This is a genomic window from Ginsengibacter hankyongi (genome assembly GCF_008710285.1).
GTDB classification, from domain to species: Bacteria; Bacteroidota; Bacteroidia; order Chitinophagales; family Chitinophagaceae; genus Ginsengibacter; species Ginsengibacter hankyongi.
The window spans coordinates 1-16,356 of the sequence record NZ_VYQF01000012.1 but is presented as its reverse complement, the minus strand read 5'-3'; the positions used below and the strand labels follow the sequence as shown (position 1 = coordinate 16,356).

14 protein-coding genes are annotated in these 16,356 nt (G+C 38.0%); 9 read left to right on the top strand and 5 right to left on the bottom strand.

What is annotated here, in order from left to right; genetic code table 11:
- Nucleotides 1–14 precede the first annotated feature (14 nt).
- The 3 genes from egtB to FW778_RS21085 all read right to left on the bottom strand — a co-directional run bounded on the left by egtB (nt 15) and on the right by FW778_RS21085 (nt 3,801).
- Nucleotides 15–1,169, bottom strand: coding sequence for an ergothioneine biosynthesis protein EgtB (egtB, locus tag FW778_RS21095; protein ID WP_150416878.1), 1,155 nt, complete (start codon nt 1,167–1,169; stop codon nt 15–17).
- A 102-nt stretch (nt 1,170–1,271) separates the two neighbouring features.
- Nucleotides 1,272–2,843 (bottom strand): ABC transporter permease/substrate-binding protein, encoded by a 1,572-nt coding sequence (locus FW778_RS21090; protein ID WP_150416877.1) that lies wholly within the window; start codon nt 2,841–2,843, stop codon nt 1,272–1,274.
- Nucleotides 2,836–3,801 carry an ABC transporter ATP-binding protein gene (locus tag FW778_RS21085; protein WP_150416876.1) on the bottom strand — a complete coding sequence of 322 codons (966 nt, stop codon included), beginning with the start codon at nt 3,799–3,801 and terminating at the stop codon, nt 2,836–2,838. Before FW778_RS21085 ends, FW778_RS21090 begins: the two co-directional genes overlap by 8 nt.
- Before the next feature lie 194 nt (nt 3,802–3,995).
- Here FW778_RS21085 and FW778_RS21080 point away from each other — a divergent pair, with 194 nt between their 5' ends.
- Nucleotides 3,996–5,318, top strand: a complete 1,323-nt coding sequence (locus FW778_RS21080) for a polysaccharide deacetylase family protein (protein ID WP_150416875.1) — start codon at nt 3,996–3,998, stop codon at nt 5,316–5,318.
- Nucleotides 5,319–5,371: 53 nt separating this feature from the next.
- Here the strand turns inward: FW778_RS21080 and FW778_RS21075 are convergent, their stop codons facing one another.
- Entirely contained in the window at nt 5,372–6,058 is a 687-nt protein-coding gene (locus FW778_RS21075; RefSeq protein WP_150416874.1) for an SGNH/GDSL hydrolase family protein, read from the bottom strand.
- 202 nt (nt 6,059–6,260) lie between these two features.
- On the opposite strand from FW778_RS21075, the gene FW778_RS21070 reads away from it, so the two are divergent.
- The 7 genes from FW778_RS21070 to FW778_RS21040 all read left to right on the top strand — a co-directional run bounded on the left by FW778_RS21070 (nt 6,261) and on the right by FW778_RS21040 (nt 14,175).
- Nucleotides 6,261–6,674, top strand: a complete 414-nt coding sequence (locus FW778_RS21070; protein ID WP_150416873.1) for an HYC_CC_PP family protein — start codon at nt 6,261–6,263, stop codon at nt 6,672–6,674.
- A gap of 93 nt (nt 6,675–6,767) precedes the next feature.
- A complete protein-coding gene (locus FW778_RS21065) occupies nt 6,768–7,019 on the top strand; it encodes a heavy metal-binding domain-containing protein (protein ID WP_150416872.1) in 252 nt (83 codons plus the stop codon).
- Between the two features lie 133 nt (nt 7,020–7,152).
- A complete protein-coding gene (locus tag FW778_RS21060; protein ID WP_150416871.1) occupies nt 7,153–8,439 on the top strand; it encodes an efflux RND transporter permease subunit in 1,287 nt (428 codons plus the stop codon).
- On the top strand, nt 8,436–10,382 hold the full coding sequence (locus FW778_RS21055) for an efflux RND transporter permease subunit (protein ID WP_150416870.1): 1,947 nt from the start codon (nt 8,436–8,438) through the stop codon (nt 10,380–10,382). Before FW778_RS21060 ends, FW778_RS21055 begins: the two co-directional genes overlap by 4 nt.
- Nucleotides 10,383–10,392: 10 nt before the next feature.
- Nucleotides 10,393–11,670: a TolC family protein gene (locus FW778_RS21050; RefSeq protein ID WP_150416869.1), complete on the top strand. Its 1,278-nt coding sequence runs from the start codon at nt 10,393–10,395 to the stop codon at nt 11,668–11,670.
- 10 nt (nt 11,671–11,680) lie between these two features.
- A complete protein-coding gene (locus FW778_RS21045; protein WP_202552414.1) occupies nt 11,681–12,916 on the top strand; it encodes an efflux RND transporter periplasmic adaptor subunit in 1,236 nt (411 codons plus the stop codon).
- A 5-nt stretch (nt 12,917–12,921) separates the two neighbouring features.
- The gene (locus FW778_RS21040; protein WP_150416868.1) at nt 12,922–14,175 is read left to right on the top strand and encodes an efflux RND transporter periplasmic adaptor subunit; all 1,254 of its coding nucleotides are present in this window, start codon (nt 12,922–12,924) and stop codon (nt 14,173–14,175) included.
- A 120-nt stretch (nt 14,176–14,295) separates the two neighbouring features.
- On the opposite strand, the gene rluF is transcribed toward FW778_RS21040, so the two are convergent.
- Nucleotides 14,296–15,030 (bottom strand): 23S rRNA pseudouridine(2604) synthase RluF, encoded by a 735-nt coding sequence (rluF, locus tag FW778_RS21035; protein WP_150416867.1) that lies wholly within the window; start codon nt 15,028–15,030, stop codon nt 14,296–14,298.
- Between the two features lie 335 nt (nt 15,031–15,365).
- Between rluF and FW778_RS21030 the strand changes: the two genes are divergently transcribed.
- Nucleotides 15,366–16,356: pilus assembly protein (locus FW778_RS21030; protein ID WP_150416866.1), on the top strand; the 991-nt coding region annotated here is incomplete at its 3' end.

The following is a 16,356-nucleotide window of genomic DNA, read 5'->3' as shown; positions in this document are numbered from 1 at the left end:
TACTTCATAACATATTATTGTGCCAATCTTACCCCTGTGTATTGCCAGCGTAAATGGGGATGAAAAAAATTACGATAAGTTATTCTGCTATGTCCTTCGGGAGTTACTTCCGATGCTCCACGTAACACTTGTTGATTCACCATAAATTTTCCATTGTATTCTCCAATTGCGCCTGGTGCTTTTGAAAAACCAGGATAAGGCAGGTAAGCACTTTCAGTCCATTCCCACCTTTGTCCCCACTCAAATTGTTGCGCGGCAATTTCCCATTCAAACTCAGTAGGCAGGCGCATTCCCTTCCATGATGCATACGCCGATGCTTCATAAAAACTTATGTGGCATAAGGGTTTATTTAAAGCGATTTTCTGCAAACCCTGTAAAGTGTAATTAAACCATTCGCCATTAATGAAATGCCAATAAAGCGGCGAATTGATATTATTGGTCTTAACCCAGTCCCAACCTTCAGCGTGCCAGTAATTAAAATTTTTATAACCGCCCGCATCCATAAATTCCATAAACTCTCCATTGGTAACAAGATTATTTGCAATACTGAAGTCCTGCAACAGTACTTCATGCCTGCTTAATTCATTATCGAAACAAAAATCATCTCCTTCATACCCGATTTTATAAATACCTTTTTTGACCTTGAGAAAATCATTATTTTTTGTCTGAATATTATTTTGACTTTTACCAACCTCAAATTTATAGGGAGGAAACAACGGATTATTTCCTAAAATATATTTAATATCAGTTGCTAAAAGTTCCTGGTGCTGTTGTTCGTGATTGAGGCCCAGTTCAATTAATTCTTCCAGTTCCTTCGTCAGTGGCTTTTGCAAAAATTCATTCATAGCATTATCAACATGTCTGCGAAATTTGTAAATATCTTCCACAGTCGGCCTGCTTAAATTTCCCCTGTCTGTTCGTATTACCCTGACGCCAACTGTCTCATAATAGCTGTTGAATACATAATTATATTGTGGGTCAAACTCCTCGTACTTTTCCATATTCGGTTTCAGAATGAAGGTTTCAAAAAACCAGGTGGTATGCCCAATGTGCCACTTAGGTGGACTTACGTCAACTATTGGCTGAACAACATAATCTTCAGTCTGCAACGGCTTGCATATTTCTTCCGAATGGTTTCTTACTTCTATATATTTTTTTAATAAATCCATAAATTATCTTTTATCGTTCTCACCAAACTAAAGTTTACAAGTTATTATAAACTTGCCCGGTAATTTTATTCCCTCTCCCCCGCAGAGGGTTGGGGGTGAGGCCTATTTTTTATCAAGATATTTTTTAAGCCCGGAAATACTATTAACACCTATTCGCTTCGATTGTTCTCTTCGCATCATTAAACAATACGAATTATTAAACCCAACAGGTTTTAACCATTTTAAATTATATTTCTCATGGAACTTCTGTTGCACATAATCATAAATATTTTGTTCATTCGCTCCCAGGTTTTTTAGAACGGAATCCTGAGCTTGTAATATTACCAATAATGCCGTCCCCGTGTATTCAGGATACATGTCAATTTGGTTATTCGTTAAAGCATCAAAACAAATTTTTGTTCCTCCTAACCCGGTTTTTGTTTCTACCTGCAAATTGGTATTGCCTTTAATCAGCATGGCATACATTGATGCAAGTATATATTGTTCACCAAATATTTTTGACCCGATTCTTATTACTTCTCCATTCCCGTTTTGTGGTTCTTTATACAAACTTTGTTCCATCAAAAAATCTTTGGCAACTTTGTCAGGACTTTGCTTTAAATAATCAACACGATAATTTAATTCCGTCATCACAGAATCATTGATACGACCAGCTAGTTGATTTAATACATTTTCAAGTTCAGGATGTTGCTGTAAAATACTTTCATGGATGACCGGTGCGACAAAATAAGGTGGAAATATTTTTTTATCATCATCCAACACAACGAGATTAAAAGCCTTCAGGCGTCCATCGGTGCTATACCCGCTGATAACATCTAACTTTTTTTCATAAGCAGCTTTGTACATCACAGCATCACTGATAACAACATTCCTGATATGCAAATGATATACTTTTTCAAGGCCGAGATAACCATCTTCCCTTCCCATAAATTCAGGGGTAAAACCCGCAAGCATTTTAGTTCCATAAATGTCAGGCAATAAATAAAAAGAAGATAAAAGAATAACGCTGAGCGGAAGTAACCAAAAACCGGCCCGCAGTTTTTTAAGATTAATCTTCTGAACCTTTGATAAAATAAAATCAAGAACGATAGCAAGTAACGCTGCAGGAATTGCGCCTGCAAGAATCATATTGGTATTGTTTAATGCAATGCCCCCAAATATAAATTCTCCCAGGCCCCCTGCAGCTATATAAGCTGCAAGTGTTGCCACGCCTACATTTATCACTGTTGCAGTACGAATTCCCGCGAGTATAACGGGCAAGGATAAAGGCAGTTCTACTTTCGTAAGAATTTGTTTACCGCTCATGCCCATTCCCTTTGCTGCATCTCTTACCGATGCATCCACACCCATAATTCCCGTGAAGGTATTTCTTACAATAGGCAATAGTGCGTACAAAAACAAAGCAACTATCGCCGGTTTTGGTCCAATACCGAGAATTGGAATCATAAAACCAAGTAATGCAATACTTGGTATGGTTTGTAATACACCAACAAAACCTAAAACGGTACCGGATAGTTTCTTTCTTTTTGCAATAAAAATTCCCAAAGGCACACCAATGGCTACTGCTATTAATAAGGAAATAAAAGTAAGGCCAATATGCGCGAGCAATTGATCCAAAATTTTACCAGATTGTTCACGCATAAAACTAAAGAGCGATTGAGTTGATTCATTCATATCTCTGTTGTTTATAATTGCTGAACGCCGTGAACAAAGAATCGTAATTCGCAGTTTTCATTTCTGCTGTTAAAGCATTATGCAATACAATACTTTTATTTTTTTTATTTAATAAAAGATAAAGCGCCTGCCATATATTATTATCAATATCAATGATGCCGTCTGTTATTTCCTCCTGATTAATTGACGGGAGATAGTTCCAAATATCTTTTAGTAAAACAGCGTTTAACTCAAGTTGCATCCGTTGATCTTCAAAAAAAGAGGTGACAAAATTATTAACAGGATTAAACAGCAAATCGGGCGCAGCGCCTTCCTGCACTACCTTCCCTTTATCCATCAATAAAATTTTGTTACCTAGTTGAAATGCTTCACGGATATCATGAGTGACCAAAACAATCGTTTTATTTTTCAGTACTTCAAGCTTACTGAATTCATTGGTAATGTTTGCACGGGTAACTGCATCGAGCGCACCAAAAGGTTCATCCATTAACAGTAAAGGAGGATCAGCTGCCAATGCTCTTGCAAGGCCTACACGCTGTTGCTGACCTCCGCTTAACTCCTGCGGATAAAGTGATAAATAATTTTGAGGAAGATGTAGTTGCTCTAATAATTCCGAAGTTCTTTTAGTGATTTTTTCTTTCGGCCAATTTAACAACTCGGGAACTATCGCAATATTTTCAGCAATAGTGTAATGAGGAAAAAGCCCGTTGTGCTGCAATGCATATCCGATATTTCTTCTTAATTCCTCAGGCGGAACGTTTTTAATATTTTTCTCATTAATATAAATATTTCCTGAAGTTGTTTCTGTAAGCCTGTTGATCATGCGAAGCATCGTTGTTTTTCCACAGCCACTGGTCCCAAGCAGTACAACGTTTTCTCCTTCATTTACTTTAAATGAAACAGTGTCAATTGCTGCTATATTTCCAAATTTCTTTACAACACTATCAACAACAATCATTGCATAATTTTTTCATTAAGAATGTTATTAAAAATATGAAATTTAAAAGAGATGGGTTTAGCCAGCTGAAGAACTCTTTTTTAAAAATGTAATAAAACTTATTTTTAAACTATTGAAAATAAGATTGGCTCTGTCCATTTTTTTTTTCGAAGTATTTAGCGCAAGATGCAATTGATCATAATAAACTTCAGGATATGAATATTTTATCGGTTAAAGCGTGTCTGTGTTTCTTAGGTATTTTATTTCTAAATGAAGAAAGCTACTGCCAGACAACAATCACCAAATGGCAGTTTGATAAAAAAGCGGCTGTGTCAATTACATATGATGATGGCATTCCAACTCAGTTTACAGAGGCCATACCTATTATGAACAGGCTTCAATTTCCAGGCACATTTTTTATTGTTACAGGAGATATAAAAGGTTCCCGGTATCATGCAAAATTTATTGGCAGGCCGGTAAAAGAAATAATGAATGAAACAAAAACTGTTTCCACCAATAAAAATAATTTTTTCGAAAGGGCTTCCGCCGCAAAATTTCTCGGTTATAAAGGAACCACGGATTATTTTTTCAGAGCAGGCTCATTGTATGAAGAAGGAAAACCGAAGGCAGCTTATAAAATTATAGACAGCGTTTACACCATGGCGTTAGCCGGATTATTTAAGCCCGGAATTGATACAACATACGAAGCAGGATTAAGCGCTGAGAACTCATGGAGCGATTTTAAACGCTATGCCGCCCAGGGGCATGAGTTTGCGTGCCATTCCCTTTCGCACCCATATATGGCAATACTTGATACGCCTAATATGTATTACGAATTGCAAAAATGCAAAGAAGATATTCGTACTCATTTAGGAGATGAAAATACATTCTCTGCTGAAGTTCCTTTCGGCACGGAAGATGAGCGGGTAATGGAATACGTACTTCAATCAAAACTATTCCCGGCTTTAAGAAATAAAATGCCTGAACCTTATTTGCAGGAAATAAACAGGGGATATAAAGAACAACCGGGTTTGTCAAAAAAAGAATATGTGCAATGGCAAAGAGGGCCGCTATCTAAAACGCAGTTAAGTGTAATGAAATCGTGGGTAGATACACTGTTGGCCCATAATAATATCTGGCTGGTATTGGTATTTCATGGTATAGACACTCTTGGATGGGAACCCATAAATCATGAAGAACTTGTAGAGTACTTTCAATACATAAAAAATAAAGAAGACAGCCTTTGGGTGGCCACATTTAAAGATGTTACTAAATACATGCGTGAAAGAATGGCCGTAAAAGTAACTCAAGAAAAAAGTGAAAATAAAATTACACTCACGCTGCTTCATTCGCTTGATACAAGCTTATATAATTTGCCTCTTACCTTAAAAACATATCTTCCGGCTTCGTGGAAAGGTGTAAATGTTCATCAAAATAATAAAACACGAAAATCTGAAATATTAAAAGATGATAACGGTAAGTATGTTTTATTCCAGGCAAATCCAAATAAAGGTAAAATAGAATTAACCAAGCGCTAAAAAAGATACAGCAAGAACACTTGCGTTATCTATTAAAGTAGATCACCATTATATTACTTTTTATGCAACGCAAGCGCAATTGCTTTCTCTGCAAGCGGTTCCATTATTTTATAGCCCGCTAAATTTGGATGCACCCCGTCTGGTGAGTATTCAGCCTTCATCCCGTTACGATTGTCAACCAGTGAAGTGAAAAAATCAAGATAAATACAACCATGCCTGGCTGCATAATTTTTTATCCACTTATTTAACGCTATTATTTTTTCAGCAGGTTGCAATCCGGGCTTCCAGGGATAATCGTAGGCAGGAAGCACAGACGAAAGAACAACTTTAATATTATTAGCTTTGGCAATTTCTGCCATTGAAGAAAGATTATCTTCTATCATTTCTAAAGTGGAAGGGCCGGTATTGCCGGCAATATCGTTAGTGCCCGCTAATATTACTACAACTTTGGGTTGTAAATGAATAACATCAGCCTTAAACCTTATCAGCATTTGAGGTGTCGTTTGCCCGCTGATGCCGCGGCCTAAGTATGATCTTTCTGCAAAGAATGCAGAGTCCATTCTTACCCATCCTTCTGTAATTGAATTGCCCATGAACACAACACGGTTTTCATTAGGAGCAGGTGCGCTAAGCTTTGCGTTTGCATCTTTATAACGTGCAAGGTTTGGCCAATCTTGGGCTTCCGAGAAAAAAGGAAAAATCATTATTAATAAAATTAAAAAGAAAGATTGTTTAAGCATATAAAAGTTGTTTTTGTTTAATTTTTTGATTTTTTTTACTAAAAAAATTACCGGGGAAAATGCCTTTGCCCCAAATATAAATAATTACAAACAACTTAACGGAGTTAATCCATTAAGCCTGGAGAAACAGCATATCTTATGACTTTGGTGATACAGAACCTAAAATTTCGCAAATAATTTATATGATTTTATAATATAATCCTTGAAAACCTTCATTACTTTTGATGTTGGAATGAAAAAAACTGCAGCCATATTACTTCTTTTCATTTACTCATTTGCAACAATGGGTTTCAGTTTGAAAGAATTTTATTGTTGCGGTAAATTGAAATCCGTATCTCTAACGCTCGCGGTAAACGAAAGCAATAATTTTGGTAAGGTCAATAGCAAAAGTGATTGCTGCAAGAACAAATTCCATTTTCAAAAGGTAAAAGACGGCCACATTGCATCAATTGTCTTAATAAATTCTTTCGGCAATTTTTCCTTTTTACCTCACTATCATTATTCTTATGATGTAAGGCCCTATCTAAGTTTTCAAAGCAGGAATGAAAACATTCATGGCCCGCCTCTTTACACGGGTATCGCCGCTTATATTGCTAACCGCGTTTTTCGTATTTGATATTTCAATTCTCATTGTTGGCCTGGTATTCCCGGGCTAGACGCATTTCTGTTGTCGTCTCCTTTTCTATTTATTGACTTTTAAGTTGTAATCATGAAAAGAATTATTTTAATAATGCTGGTTATGTTATTCGTAACCGGCTTCACAGCTTGCAATGGAAATAAAACAGGAAAAAATACAACCTTGCAAACAGGCACCTTAGCACAGGACGAAACGTATACGTGCAAAATGCACCAAAATGTTATGAGTGAAAAGCCGGGTAAATGCCCGGTTTGTAGAATGAATTTAGAAAAACAAAAGATGACAGAACGGCAAAAAAGCTTTGGGACGAAGGTACTTATGTAAAGGTGGGCAAATAAACAAAGAGCAAAAGCAATATGCATATTCAATACGCAATTAAATAAACAATTTAACTTAAAAATCTCAAAACAATCTTGTCCTTCTCCTTTTGGAGAAGGGTTGGGATGAGGCTAAAAAAATGGTTAATAAACTAATTGAACTTTCACTTCGCAACCGTTTCATCGTACTGCTAATTGCGGTGGGTTTATTGGTGTGGGGCATTTATAATATACAGCGTAACCCGGTCGATGCCATTCCTGACCTGAGCGAAAACCAGGTAATTGTTTTTACAGAATGGGAGGGCCAAAGCCCACAGATTATGGAAGACCAGGTTACCTATCCCCTGGTTAGTAACCTGCAGGGTGTGCCGAAGGTAAAAAACATCCGGGGTACCTCCATGTTCGGGATGAGCTTCGTGTATATTGTATTTGATGACGATGTGGATATATACTGGGCACGTACACGGGTACTCGAAAAATTAAATTATGCACAACGGTTATTACCGCAAGGTGTAACGCCCACACTTGGCCCCGACGGAACTGGTGTAGGGCACATTTTCTGGTACCATTTGGATGCGCCAAAAATGGACCTAGGCGAACAAAGAGCATTGCAGGATTGGTATGTAAAATTTGCTTTACAAACAGTGCCGGGCGTTGCAGAAGTAGCATCTTTCGGGGGTTTTGAAAAACAATACCAGTTAGTGATTGATCCTATAAAGTTGCAGTTCTACAACCTTTCTATGACAGATGTAATGGACAAAGTGAGAGCCAATAACAATGATGTTGGCGGAAGAAAACTGGAAATGGCTGGCATGGGGTATATCATTCGGGGGCTTGGATACATTAAAAACAAAGAAGACATAGAAAATATTGCATTAAGCAATAACAATGGCATCCCAGTGAGAGTAAAAGATATTGGTACCGTGCAAATGGGCGGTGATTTACGTTTGGGCATTTTTGATACTAACGGGGAAGGCGAAGCTGTAGGAGGTATCGTTGTAATGCGTTATGGGGAGAATGCTGATAATGTAATTAAAGCGGTAAAGAAAAAAATGGCTGATTTGCAGAAGGGGCTTCCCGAAGGCGTTTCGTTTAAAATAGATTATGACCGCAGTGATTTGATCGAAGCCGCAATTGCAAACATCAAAAACAAACTGGTAGAAGAAATAAGCATTGTCTGCATTATCGTTATCGTTTTTCTCCTGCATTGGCGCAGCGCATTAAGTATCATTATACAAATACCTATAACCGTAGCCGTTAGTTTTATCCTGCTTAATGCATTTGGTTTATCATCCAACATCATGTCGTTAACGGGAGTTGCATTAGCCATCGGTGTTATTGTTGACAACGGAATTATCATGAGTGAAAATGCATACCGGAGTTTATCGGAGTGGCAGAACAGCCGACCCACAAATCAATCTTCATGAACAAAGAAAAAGACATAAATAAGAAATGGTGGAAACAGGATTATTACAAAATACCTGAAGCCGAAAGAATGAGCATCATTGAACGTGCGTGCAAACAGGTTTCCCGTGGCGTGTTCTTTTCAACTATTATCATCATCACATCTTTTCTCCCTGTGTTTTTACTCACCGGCGAGGAAGGAAAATTATTTCACCCGCTGGCATACACGAAAACATTCATTATGGCGGTGGATGCAATTCTTGTTGTAACACTTGCACCTGTGCTGATTTCATTTTTTATGCGTGGCAGGTTTCGTCCGGAAAGTGCTAACCCGGTCAATCGCTTTTTGGAAAGAATGTATGAACCTGCTATTCGCGCCTGTATTAAATGGCGCAAAACTACCATCGGCGTTATGCTCGTTGCTCTTGCCATCAGCGTGCCAATGGTAATGAGTTTAGGAACGGAATTTATGCCGCCGCTTGATGAAGGAAGTATTCTTTTTATGCCGGTTACCTTACCCGACGTATCCAACAGTGAAGTAAAAAGAATATTGCAGGTACAGGATAAAATACTTGCTTCACAACCGGAAGTAAAATCCGTTTTAGGCAAAGCAGGAAGGGCCAATACAGCAACAGATAATTCCCCGATCAGCATGATTGAAACAATAATAATGCTTAAACCCAGGAGTGAATGGCGTAAAGGAATAACTAAAGACAGCATCATAAACGAACTGAACAGCAAATTGCAAATACCAGGCGTAACTAACGGTTGGACACAACCGATTATTAATCGCATCAATATGCTTTCAACAGGCATAAGAACAGATGTGGGTGTAAAAGTGTATGGCCAAAACCTTGACAGTATTTATGCTTTTGCACAGGTTATAAAAAAAGAACTGGAAGACATTCCCGGTGTAAAAGATTTATATGTAGAACCTATAACAGGCGGTAAATACATTGACATCAATATTAACCGCGAAGAAATTGCACGTTATAATTTAAGTGTGGATGATGTGAATGCTGTAATAGAAAGTGCATTAGGCGGAGCTCAGATAACAACAACGGTTGAGGGCAGGCAACGCTTTTCGGTGAACGCCAGGTTTGGGCAGGACTACCGAAATAATATAGAAGCATTAAAACGTTTTCAGATTCAAACAGCGGGTTTTGGTCCGGTGCCGCTTGGCGCACTTGCCGATATAAAAATTACAGAAGGGCCGCCAATGATAAATTCTGAAAATGCTTTATTACGTGGCACCGTTTTATTTAATGTAAGGGAAAGAGATTTGGGTAGTACCGTAGCAGAAGCACAGCAAAAATTAAACAGCGCTATCGGCAAAATGCCGAAAGGATTTTTCATTGACTGGAGCGGGCAATACGAAAATCTTATTCGGAGTGAAAAAACTTTAAAACTGATAATGCCTTTTGTATTGATTGTTATTTTAATGAGCATGTATTTTGCATTTCATTCAATACGTGAAGCATTCCTGAGTTTAATTTCCCTGCCTTTTGCACTCATTGGTGGCGCTTTTATGATATACTTCTGGGGTGTTAATTTATCCGTAGCAGTAGCAGTTGGTTTTATTGCTTTGTTTGGCCTTGCAGTGGAAACCAATATCGTTATGGTTATTTATCTCAATGATGCAATGCAACAACTCATTGCAAAAAAGGGGAACTCAAAGGAAACCATTACAAAAACAGATTTACGGGAATATACCATAATGGGTGCAGCCAAAAGGTTGCGGCCAAAAATTATGACCGTAAGTGTATCCTTATTTGCACTGATTCCCATTTTATGGAGCAATGGTGTGGGCAGCGATGTAATGAAGCCAATTGTACTGCCGATGGTGGGTGGTGTTATTACCTCGGCCATTTATATTTTACTGGTAACACCACTTATTTTTTTAATGAGCAAAGAATATGAATTAAAAAAATATGGCAAGATTGAAGTGCCGGATGTTCAGCATTAAACCAAAAATTATGAAACGATTTATAACAACTACACTATTCATATTTCTGCTGCATAAAACAGGAGAAACACAAACGTTAGAACTGCATGATATTTTAGATACTATTCAACATTCTTATCCATCATTAAAAATGTATGATGCAGAAATTCAATCATTGGATGCGGCAGCAAAGGGAGCAAAAAGCTGGATGGCACCACAGGTTTCAACCGGCCTTTGGATGGCGCCTTATAATACAAAGTTGTGGAAAGCCAATGGGCCGGGGACTACAGGAATGGGCCAGTACATGATAAGCGCCGAACAATTTTTTCCAAATAAAAAAGCCAATGAGGCAAACGAAGCCTATATGAATGCAATGTCTTCAGTAGAAAAAGAAAATAAACAGGCTACGTTAAATGAAGTGTTTGCTGCTGCCAAAAAAAATTATTACGAATGGATAATTATTGAGAAAAAATTATCAACCCTGGATGAAAGCGAAAAGCTGTTGCACTTCATGATCACTAATGCAGAAACGAGATATAAGAATGGTTTGGGAAAGATAAGCGCTTATTATAAAGCAAAAGCATCTCTTGGTAATATCGAAAATATGCGGGTTTCACTGGAAAACGAAATTGTTCAAAAACGCATTGCATTAAACACTTTAATGAATACCGGTAAGCTCTCCAATTTTTCGATAGATACCAATTATGTAATAAAAGATTACTCCACTGCTACATTTGACAGTTCACTTTTTTATAGCAACAGGAGTGATATAAAAGCGATTGACAAGAATATTGAGCTTACTTACCTGCGGCAAAACATAGAACGTGCAAACCTGAAACCTGAGTTTGGAATAAGGTACGATCACATGTTTGGTTTTGGCGGGCTTCCGATGCAATATAATTTAATGGGCATGGTAAAAATCCCAATGAACTGGTCAACCAAAACTAATAAAGCAAACATTGAAAGCCTGCGCTGGAAATCGCAAGCGTTAGAAGAGCAGAAAGTATCCATGACAAATGAATACGCAGGCATGGCTTATCAGCTTCAGCAGGATATCGCAGCAAAGAAAAAACAGGTACAGTTATTTGAAAAAAACATCATTCCTGCTCTTCAAAAAAATTATGAAAGCACGCAACTCGGATATGAACAAAACACAGAAGAATTATTTGAGTTATACGATGCATGGGATACATTGAATAACACAGAGCTTGAATACCTTGATCAGCTTCAACAGCTCTTAAGCATGCAGGTTGATCTTGAAAAATTAATGGAAATAAAAATAAATGATGACCCTGGATTTAACGATTAAAAGGAATATTATGAAAAAGTTTTTATTGCTTATTGTCTTTTGTTTATTGCTTATTCTCTCAGCGTGTAATAACAAGCAAAACAATAAAAGTGAAATTGCATCATCAAAAGATTTATACACTTGTGCCATGCATCCGCAGGTGCTTGAACATCATCCCGGCAATTGCCCCATTTGTGGTATGAAGCTCATTAAGAAGAATGCAAAACCTGTTGCTGTAACTAACATTGAACTGGAAACTTTGCTTCAGCCAACTAATGAATATGTGGTGGCTTCGCTGCCTGTTACTACACCGCAGCAAGGAAATGTCAATATTCCTGTGAAAGCTCACGGTACCATTGAATCTGATACAAGGGAGTCAGGTATCATCTCCACAAATGTATCGGGTCGCATTGAAAAATTGTACCTGCGTTACCGTTATCAAAAAGTGGAAGCGGGACAAAAAGTAATGGAAATATACAGCCCGGAATTATTAACGGCGCAGGAGAATTTAATATTCCTGTTAAAGCGTGATGCAGAGAATACTTCTTTCATAACCGCAGCCCGGCAAAAATTGTTATTGCTTGGCATGAGTGAAACAGATTTAAATAAAGTCACCCGGTCTGGCAAACCATCGTATAGTGTGGGGATCTATAGCCATTATAGTGGTCATGTTCATGATGCAGGAATGAAGCACGATTTGAATGAAAACGAATCAAATTATACGGCGCCGGTAACGCAGGAATTATCGGTTAAGGAAGGCATGTATGTAACCAAAGGGCAAACATTATTTATGATAATGAACCATCATAAAGCCTGGGCTGCATTGCAGATTTTTCCGAATGACCAGCCTGCTGTAAAAAAAGGAGATGCAGTAGAAATCATTCCGGAAACAGATACTAATGCCGTTATAAAAGGAGAAATTGATTTTATTGAACCCTTCTTTCGTGGCAACAATAAAACCCTCACAGCAAGGGTAAATTTTCACAATATGGAAATGCTAGCTGTTGGCAGCCATGTAACGGCAAACATCTACACGGCAGGTAAAGAGGGTTTGTGGATTCCACAAACAGCAGTGCTCTCGCTGGGAATGAGCGATGCTGCATTTATTAAATCCGGCGATGGATTTATGGCACATAAGATACTAACGGGCATCCGTACTAGTAATAAAGTGCAAATACTTTCCGGGCTTACTCTAACGGATACCATAGCCGTAAATGCACAGTACCTGGTGGACAGTGAAAGTTTCATACAAACAGTTTCAAAATAATTTATATGAGCAAAAAATATTTCAATAAATATTTTCAACAGCGCAATAACATTGTTGTATTTATATTATGCGGAACACTGTTAACTGTATTTCTTTTGGCCTCCTGCAAAGAACAAAAACAGAGAACAGTTACAAGCGCAAATAAAGATGTCTATTATACATGTAGCATGCATCCGCAGGTACATGAAGAGCATCCCGGCGATTGCCCTATTTGCGGTATGAAGCTGATTGCCGTTTCTAAAAAAAGCAACAGTGCGTCTACTCAAATTCATTTAAATGCAGAACAAATCACGTTAGGAAATATCCAGGCAGATACAGTAGGAAAAGGAATTATTGGCGATAAACTTGTTCTTACAGGCACTTTAAATTTCAATCAAAACGAACTTTCTTCAGTAACTGCAAGAGTGGAAGGAAGAGTTGACAGGCTTTATTTTAAAAATGTGGGTGACTATGTTCAAAAAGGAGATAAGCTGTATGATTTATACAGTGAGCAACTTAACAATGCCAAACAGGAATACATCAATGCGTTGCAGCAACAAAATTCAATGGGCAATTCATTAATTAATTATGGAGCATTAGTGGAAAGTGCAAAAAATAAATTATTGTTATGGGGAATTACGAATGCACAAATTAACCAGTTGGCTCAAAGCAAACAGTCTTCAACACACACCACATTCAACAGCACCGAAACAGGATACATTACCTCACTCAATATAAAAGAAGGTGATTATGTAATGGAAGGTGGAAGTGTTGTGGAACTTGCCAACCTTTCAACACTTTGGGCGGAGGCGCAGGTTTATACAACACAAATGTCTTCTATCCGTGAACATGAAAAAGTTTCTGTTCAAATTCCTGGCATCAATAATCAAACAATTAATGGAACGATTGATTTTATAAATCCTGAAATAAATCCTGATACAAGAATAAATCTTGTTCGTGTTACGATTCAAAATAAAAACAATCAGCTCCATCCCGGTATGCCTGTTTATATTATCGCCGATAATCAACAACACAATTCAATTACGCTTCCGCCTGACGCAGTGTTAACAGACAGCAAAGGCTCAACTGTTTGGGTGCAGACAAAACCAGGTGATTATGAAATACGCATGGTGCAAACCGGTATTACCAATAATAATGAAATTGAAATAACTTCAGGGCTTGCTGCCGGTGATGTAGTAGTAACCAGCGGCGCTTATCTGCTCAATAGTGAATATATATTCCAACATGGATCAGATCCCATGGCGGGAATGAAAATGTAAACGGGTTATAAAAGTATTTAGTATCTGATCCTTTTTCAGATTTAATTGTTATTGTAATAACATTTTCTCCGATTCAGATTTTTGAAAGATGCAAAGGTTGTTCAGGATGTTATAATGCTTTTATTCGCCCATACTTTCACTATCTGCAGTTTTACTGCTGTGCATAACCATTGCATTAATTTCTTCAATTTCATCTTTGGAAAAATGTCTCCATTTACCGGGCGCCAATCCCTGTAAAGTTATATTCATAATGCGCACCCGCTTTAAGGAAGTTACTTTATAATCCAAAGCTGCACACATTCGCCGTATCTGGCGGTTAAGCCCCTGGGTTAGTATGATCCTGAATCTTTTTTCTCCTTCCTGTTTTACAAAACATTTTTTGGTAACGGTGCCAAGCATTGGAATACCATTTCGCATTTTGTTTATAAAATCAATGGTAATGGGTTTATCGGTGGTAACCACATATTCCTTTTCATGCATATTGCCGGCACGAAGAATTTTGTTTACAATATCCCCATCATTCGTTAAGAAAATCAATCCCTCAGAAAGCTTGTCCAGCCTGCCAACCGGGAAGATGCGGCTTTTATAATTTATGAAATCTATGATGTTGGTTTTATCTTTTAAATCAGTAGTACAGGTAATCCCTTTAGGTTTATTCAACATTAAATAAACGGGCGCAATCTTCTTTTTTAGAGGTTCTCCATCAATAAGGACGATGTCATTTTCAAATACCCGGTTCCCTTTTTTTGCTTCTTTACCATTGACAGTTACCCGCCCTTCTTCAATATATTTATCGGCCATTCTCCTGCTGCAAAAACCGGTTTCACTTATATATTTATTGAGGCTGATGTTCATCGGGAATGAAAATAAATTTTTTAATCGAAAGAGGTTAGGTTCATAAAAATTTTTTAATAAAAATTTTTTAAAAGCACTTTTTAAAACTGGACATGAAAATATATAACAAAAGATTTGTTAAACTAATAACTATGATTACATTTGTGGTTATTCCCCTTAAGCTAACGTCTTTCCAATAACTATTTAGACCAATTCACGTTCCAATAACTATTAGGCCTTCATCCACTTTCCCTGAATGATAAATCTTTTGATTTATTTTAAACCTGCTTGCATTACCCCTCACAATTGATTTTTTTAATTATTTCTACCCATTTACTAAACAATAAAACCTGTTTATGAAACTTAGGTTACGCTCCCTCCTGCTTACATTATTTGCAATTATACTCGCCAGTGTAAGCGCCTTTTCCCAAACAGCAACGATTGCTACAGATGCTCTGGATTATCCTCCGGGCTCAACCGCAATTATTACCGGCAGCGGCTTTCAGCCCGGTGAAACTGTAACGTTGCAGGTATTACATGACCCGACTGGCGGCGATGATGCTACCAGCCTGGCGCACCAGCCCTGGATGGTGGTTGCAGATGCAAGTGGAAATGTTAGTTCTTCATGGCTTGTTCCAGGTGATGCGGATGAGTTGGGAGCAACGTTAAAATTGATGGCGGATGGGCAGAGGTCGGGTTTGCATGCGGAGTGGGTGTTTACGGATGCCACTGGAATATCTAATCTGGCAATCGAAGCCCAAAATCCAGCAACAATTATGTATGGAACTGGAGGAACGGCTACATATGCTTCTTCAATGAAGGTCACTGGAAATCCGAGCAATGTCACAGTTACTTTTTCTTTTGCTCCTTTATTGCCAAGCGGAGTAACTGCTAACTCAATAACAATTAATGGAAATTCTAATTCATTGAATTTCGATTTAATCTTAAATATTTCAACAACCACACCTGCTACCTCAGGAACCTATACGGTAACTGCGACTACTTCTGATGGACATTCAACGCAATCTTCGACAAATGCCTTAAGCCTAATTATAGGTAAAGCAACTCCTTCAGTAACGGTAACACCGGTAGGTACTTACACTTATAGCGGATCACCACAGGGGCCAGGGGCAGCTACCAATACAGGAACAGGAACATCTTATACTTTCAGTTATTCAGGAACTGATAATGCAAACAACAGCTATGGCCCAAGTGCAACGAAGCCAACCAATGCAGGCAGCTATACTGTTACTGCAACAGTAGCTGCAAGTGCTGATGGTAACTATACATCAGCCAGCTCATCTGCTACGGCATTTACAATCGACAGAGCAACTCCTTCAGTAACGG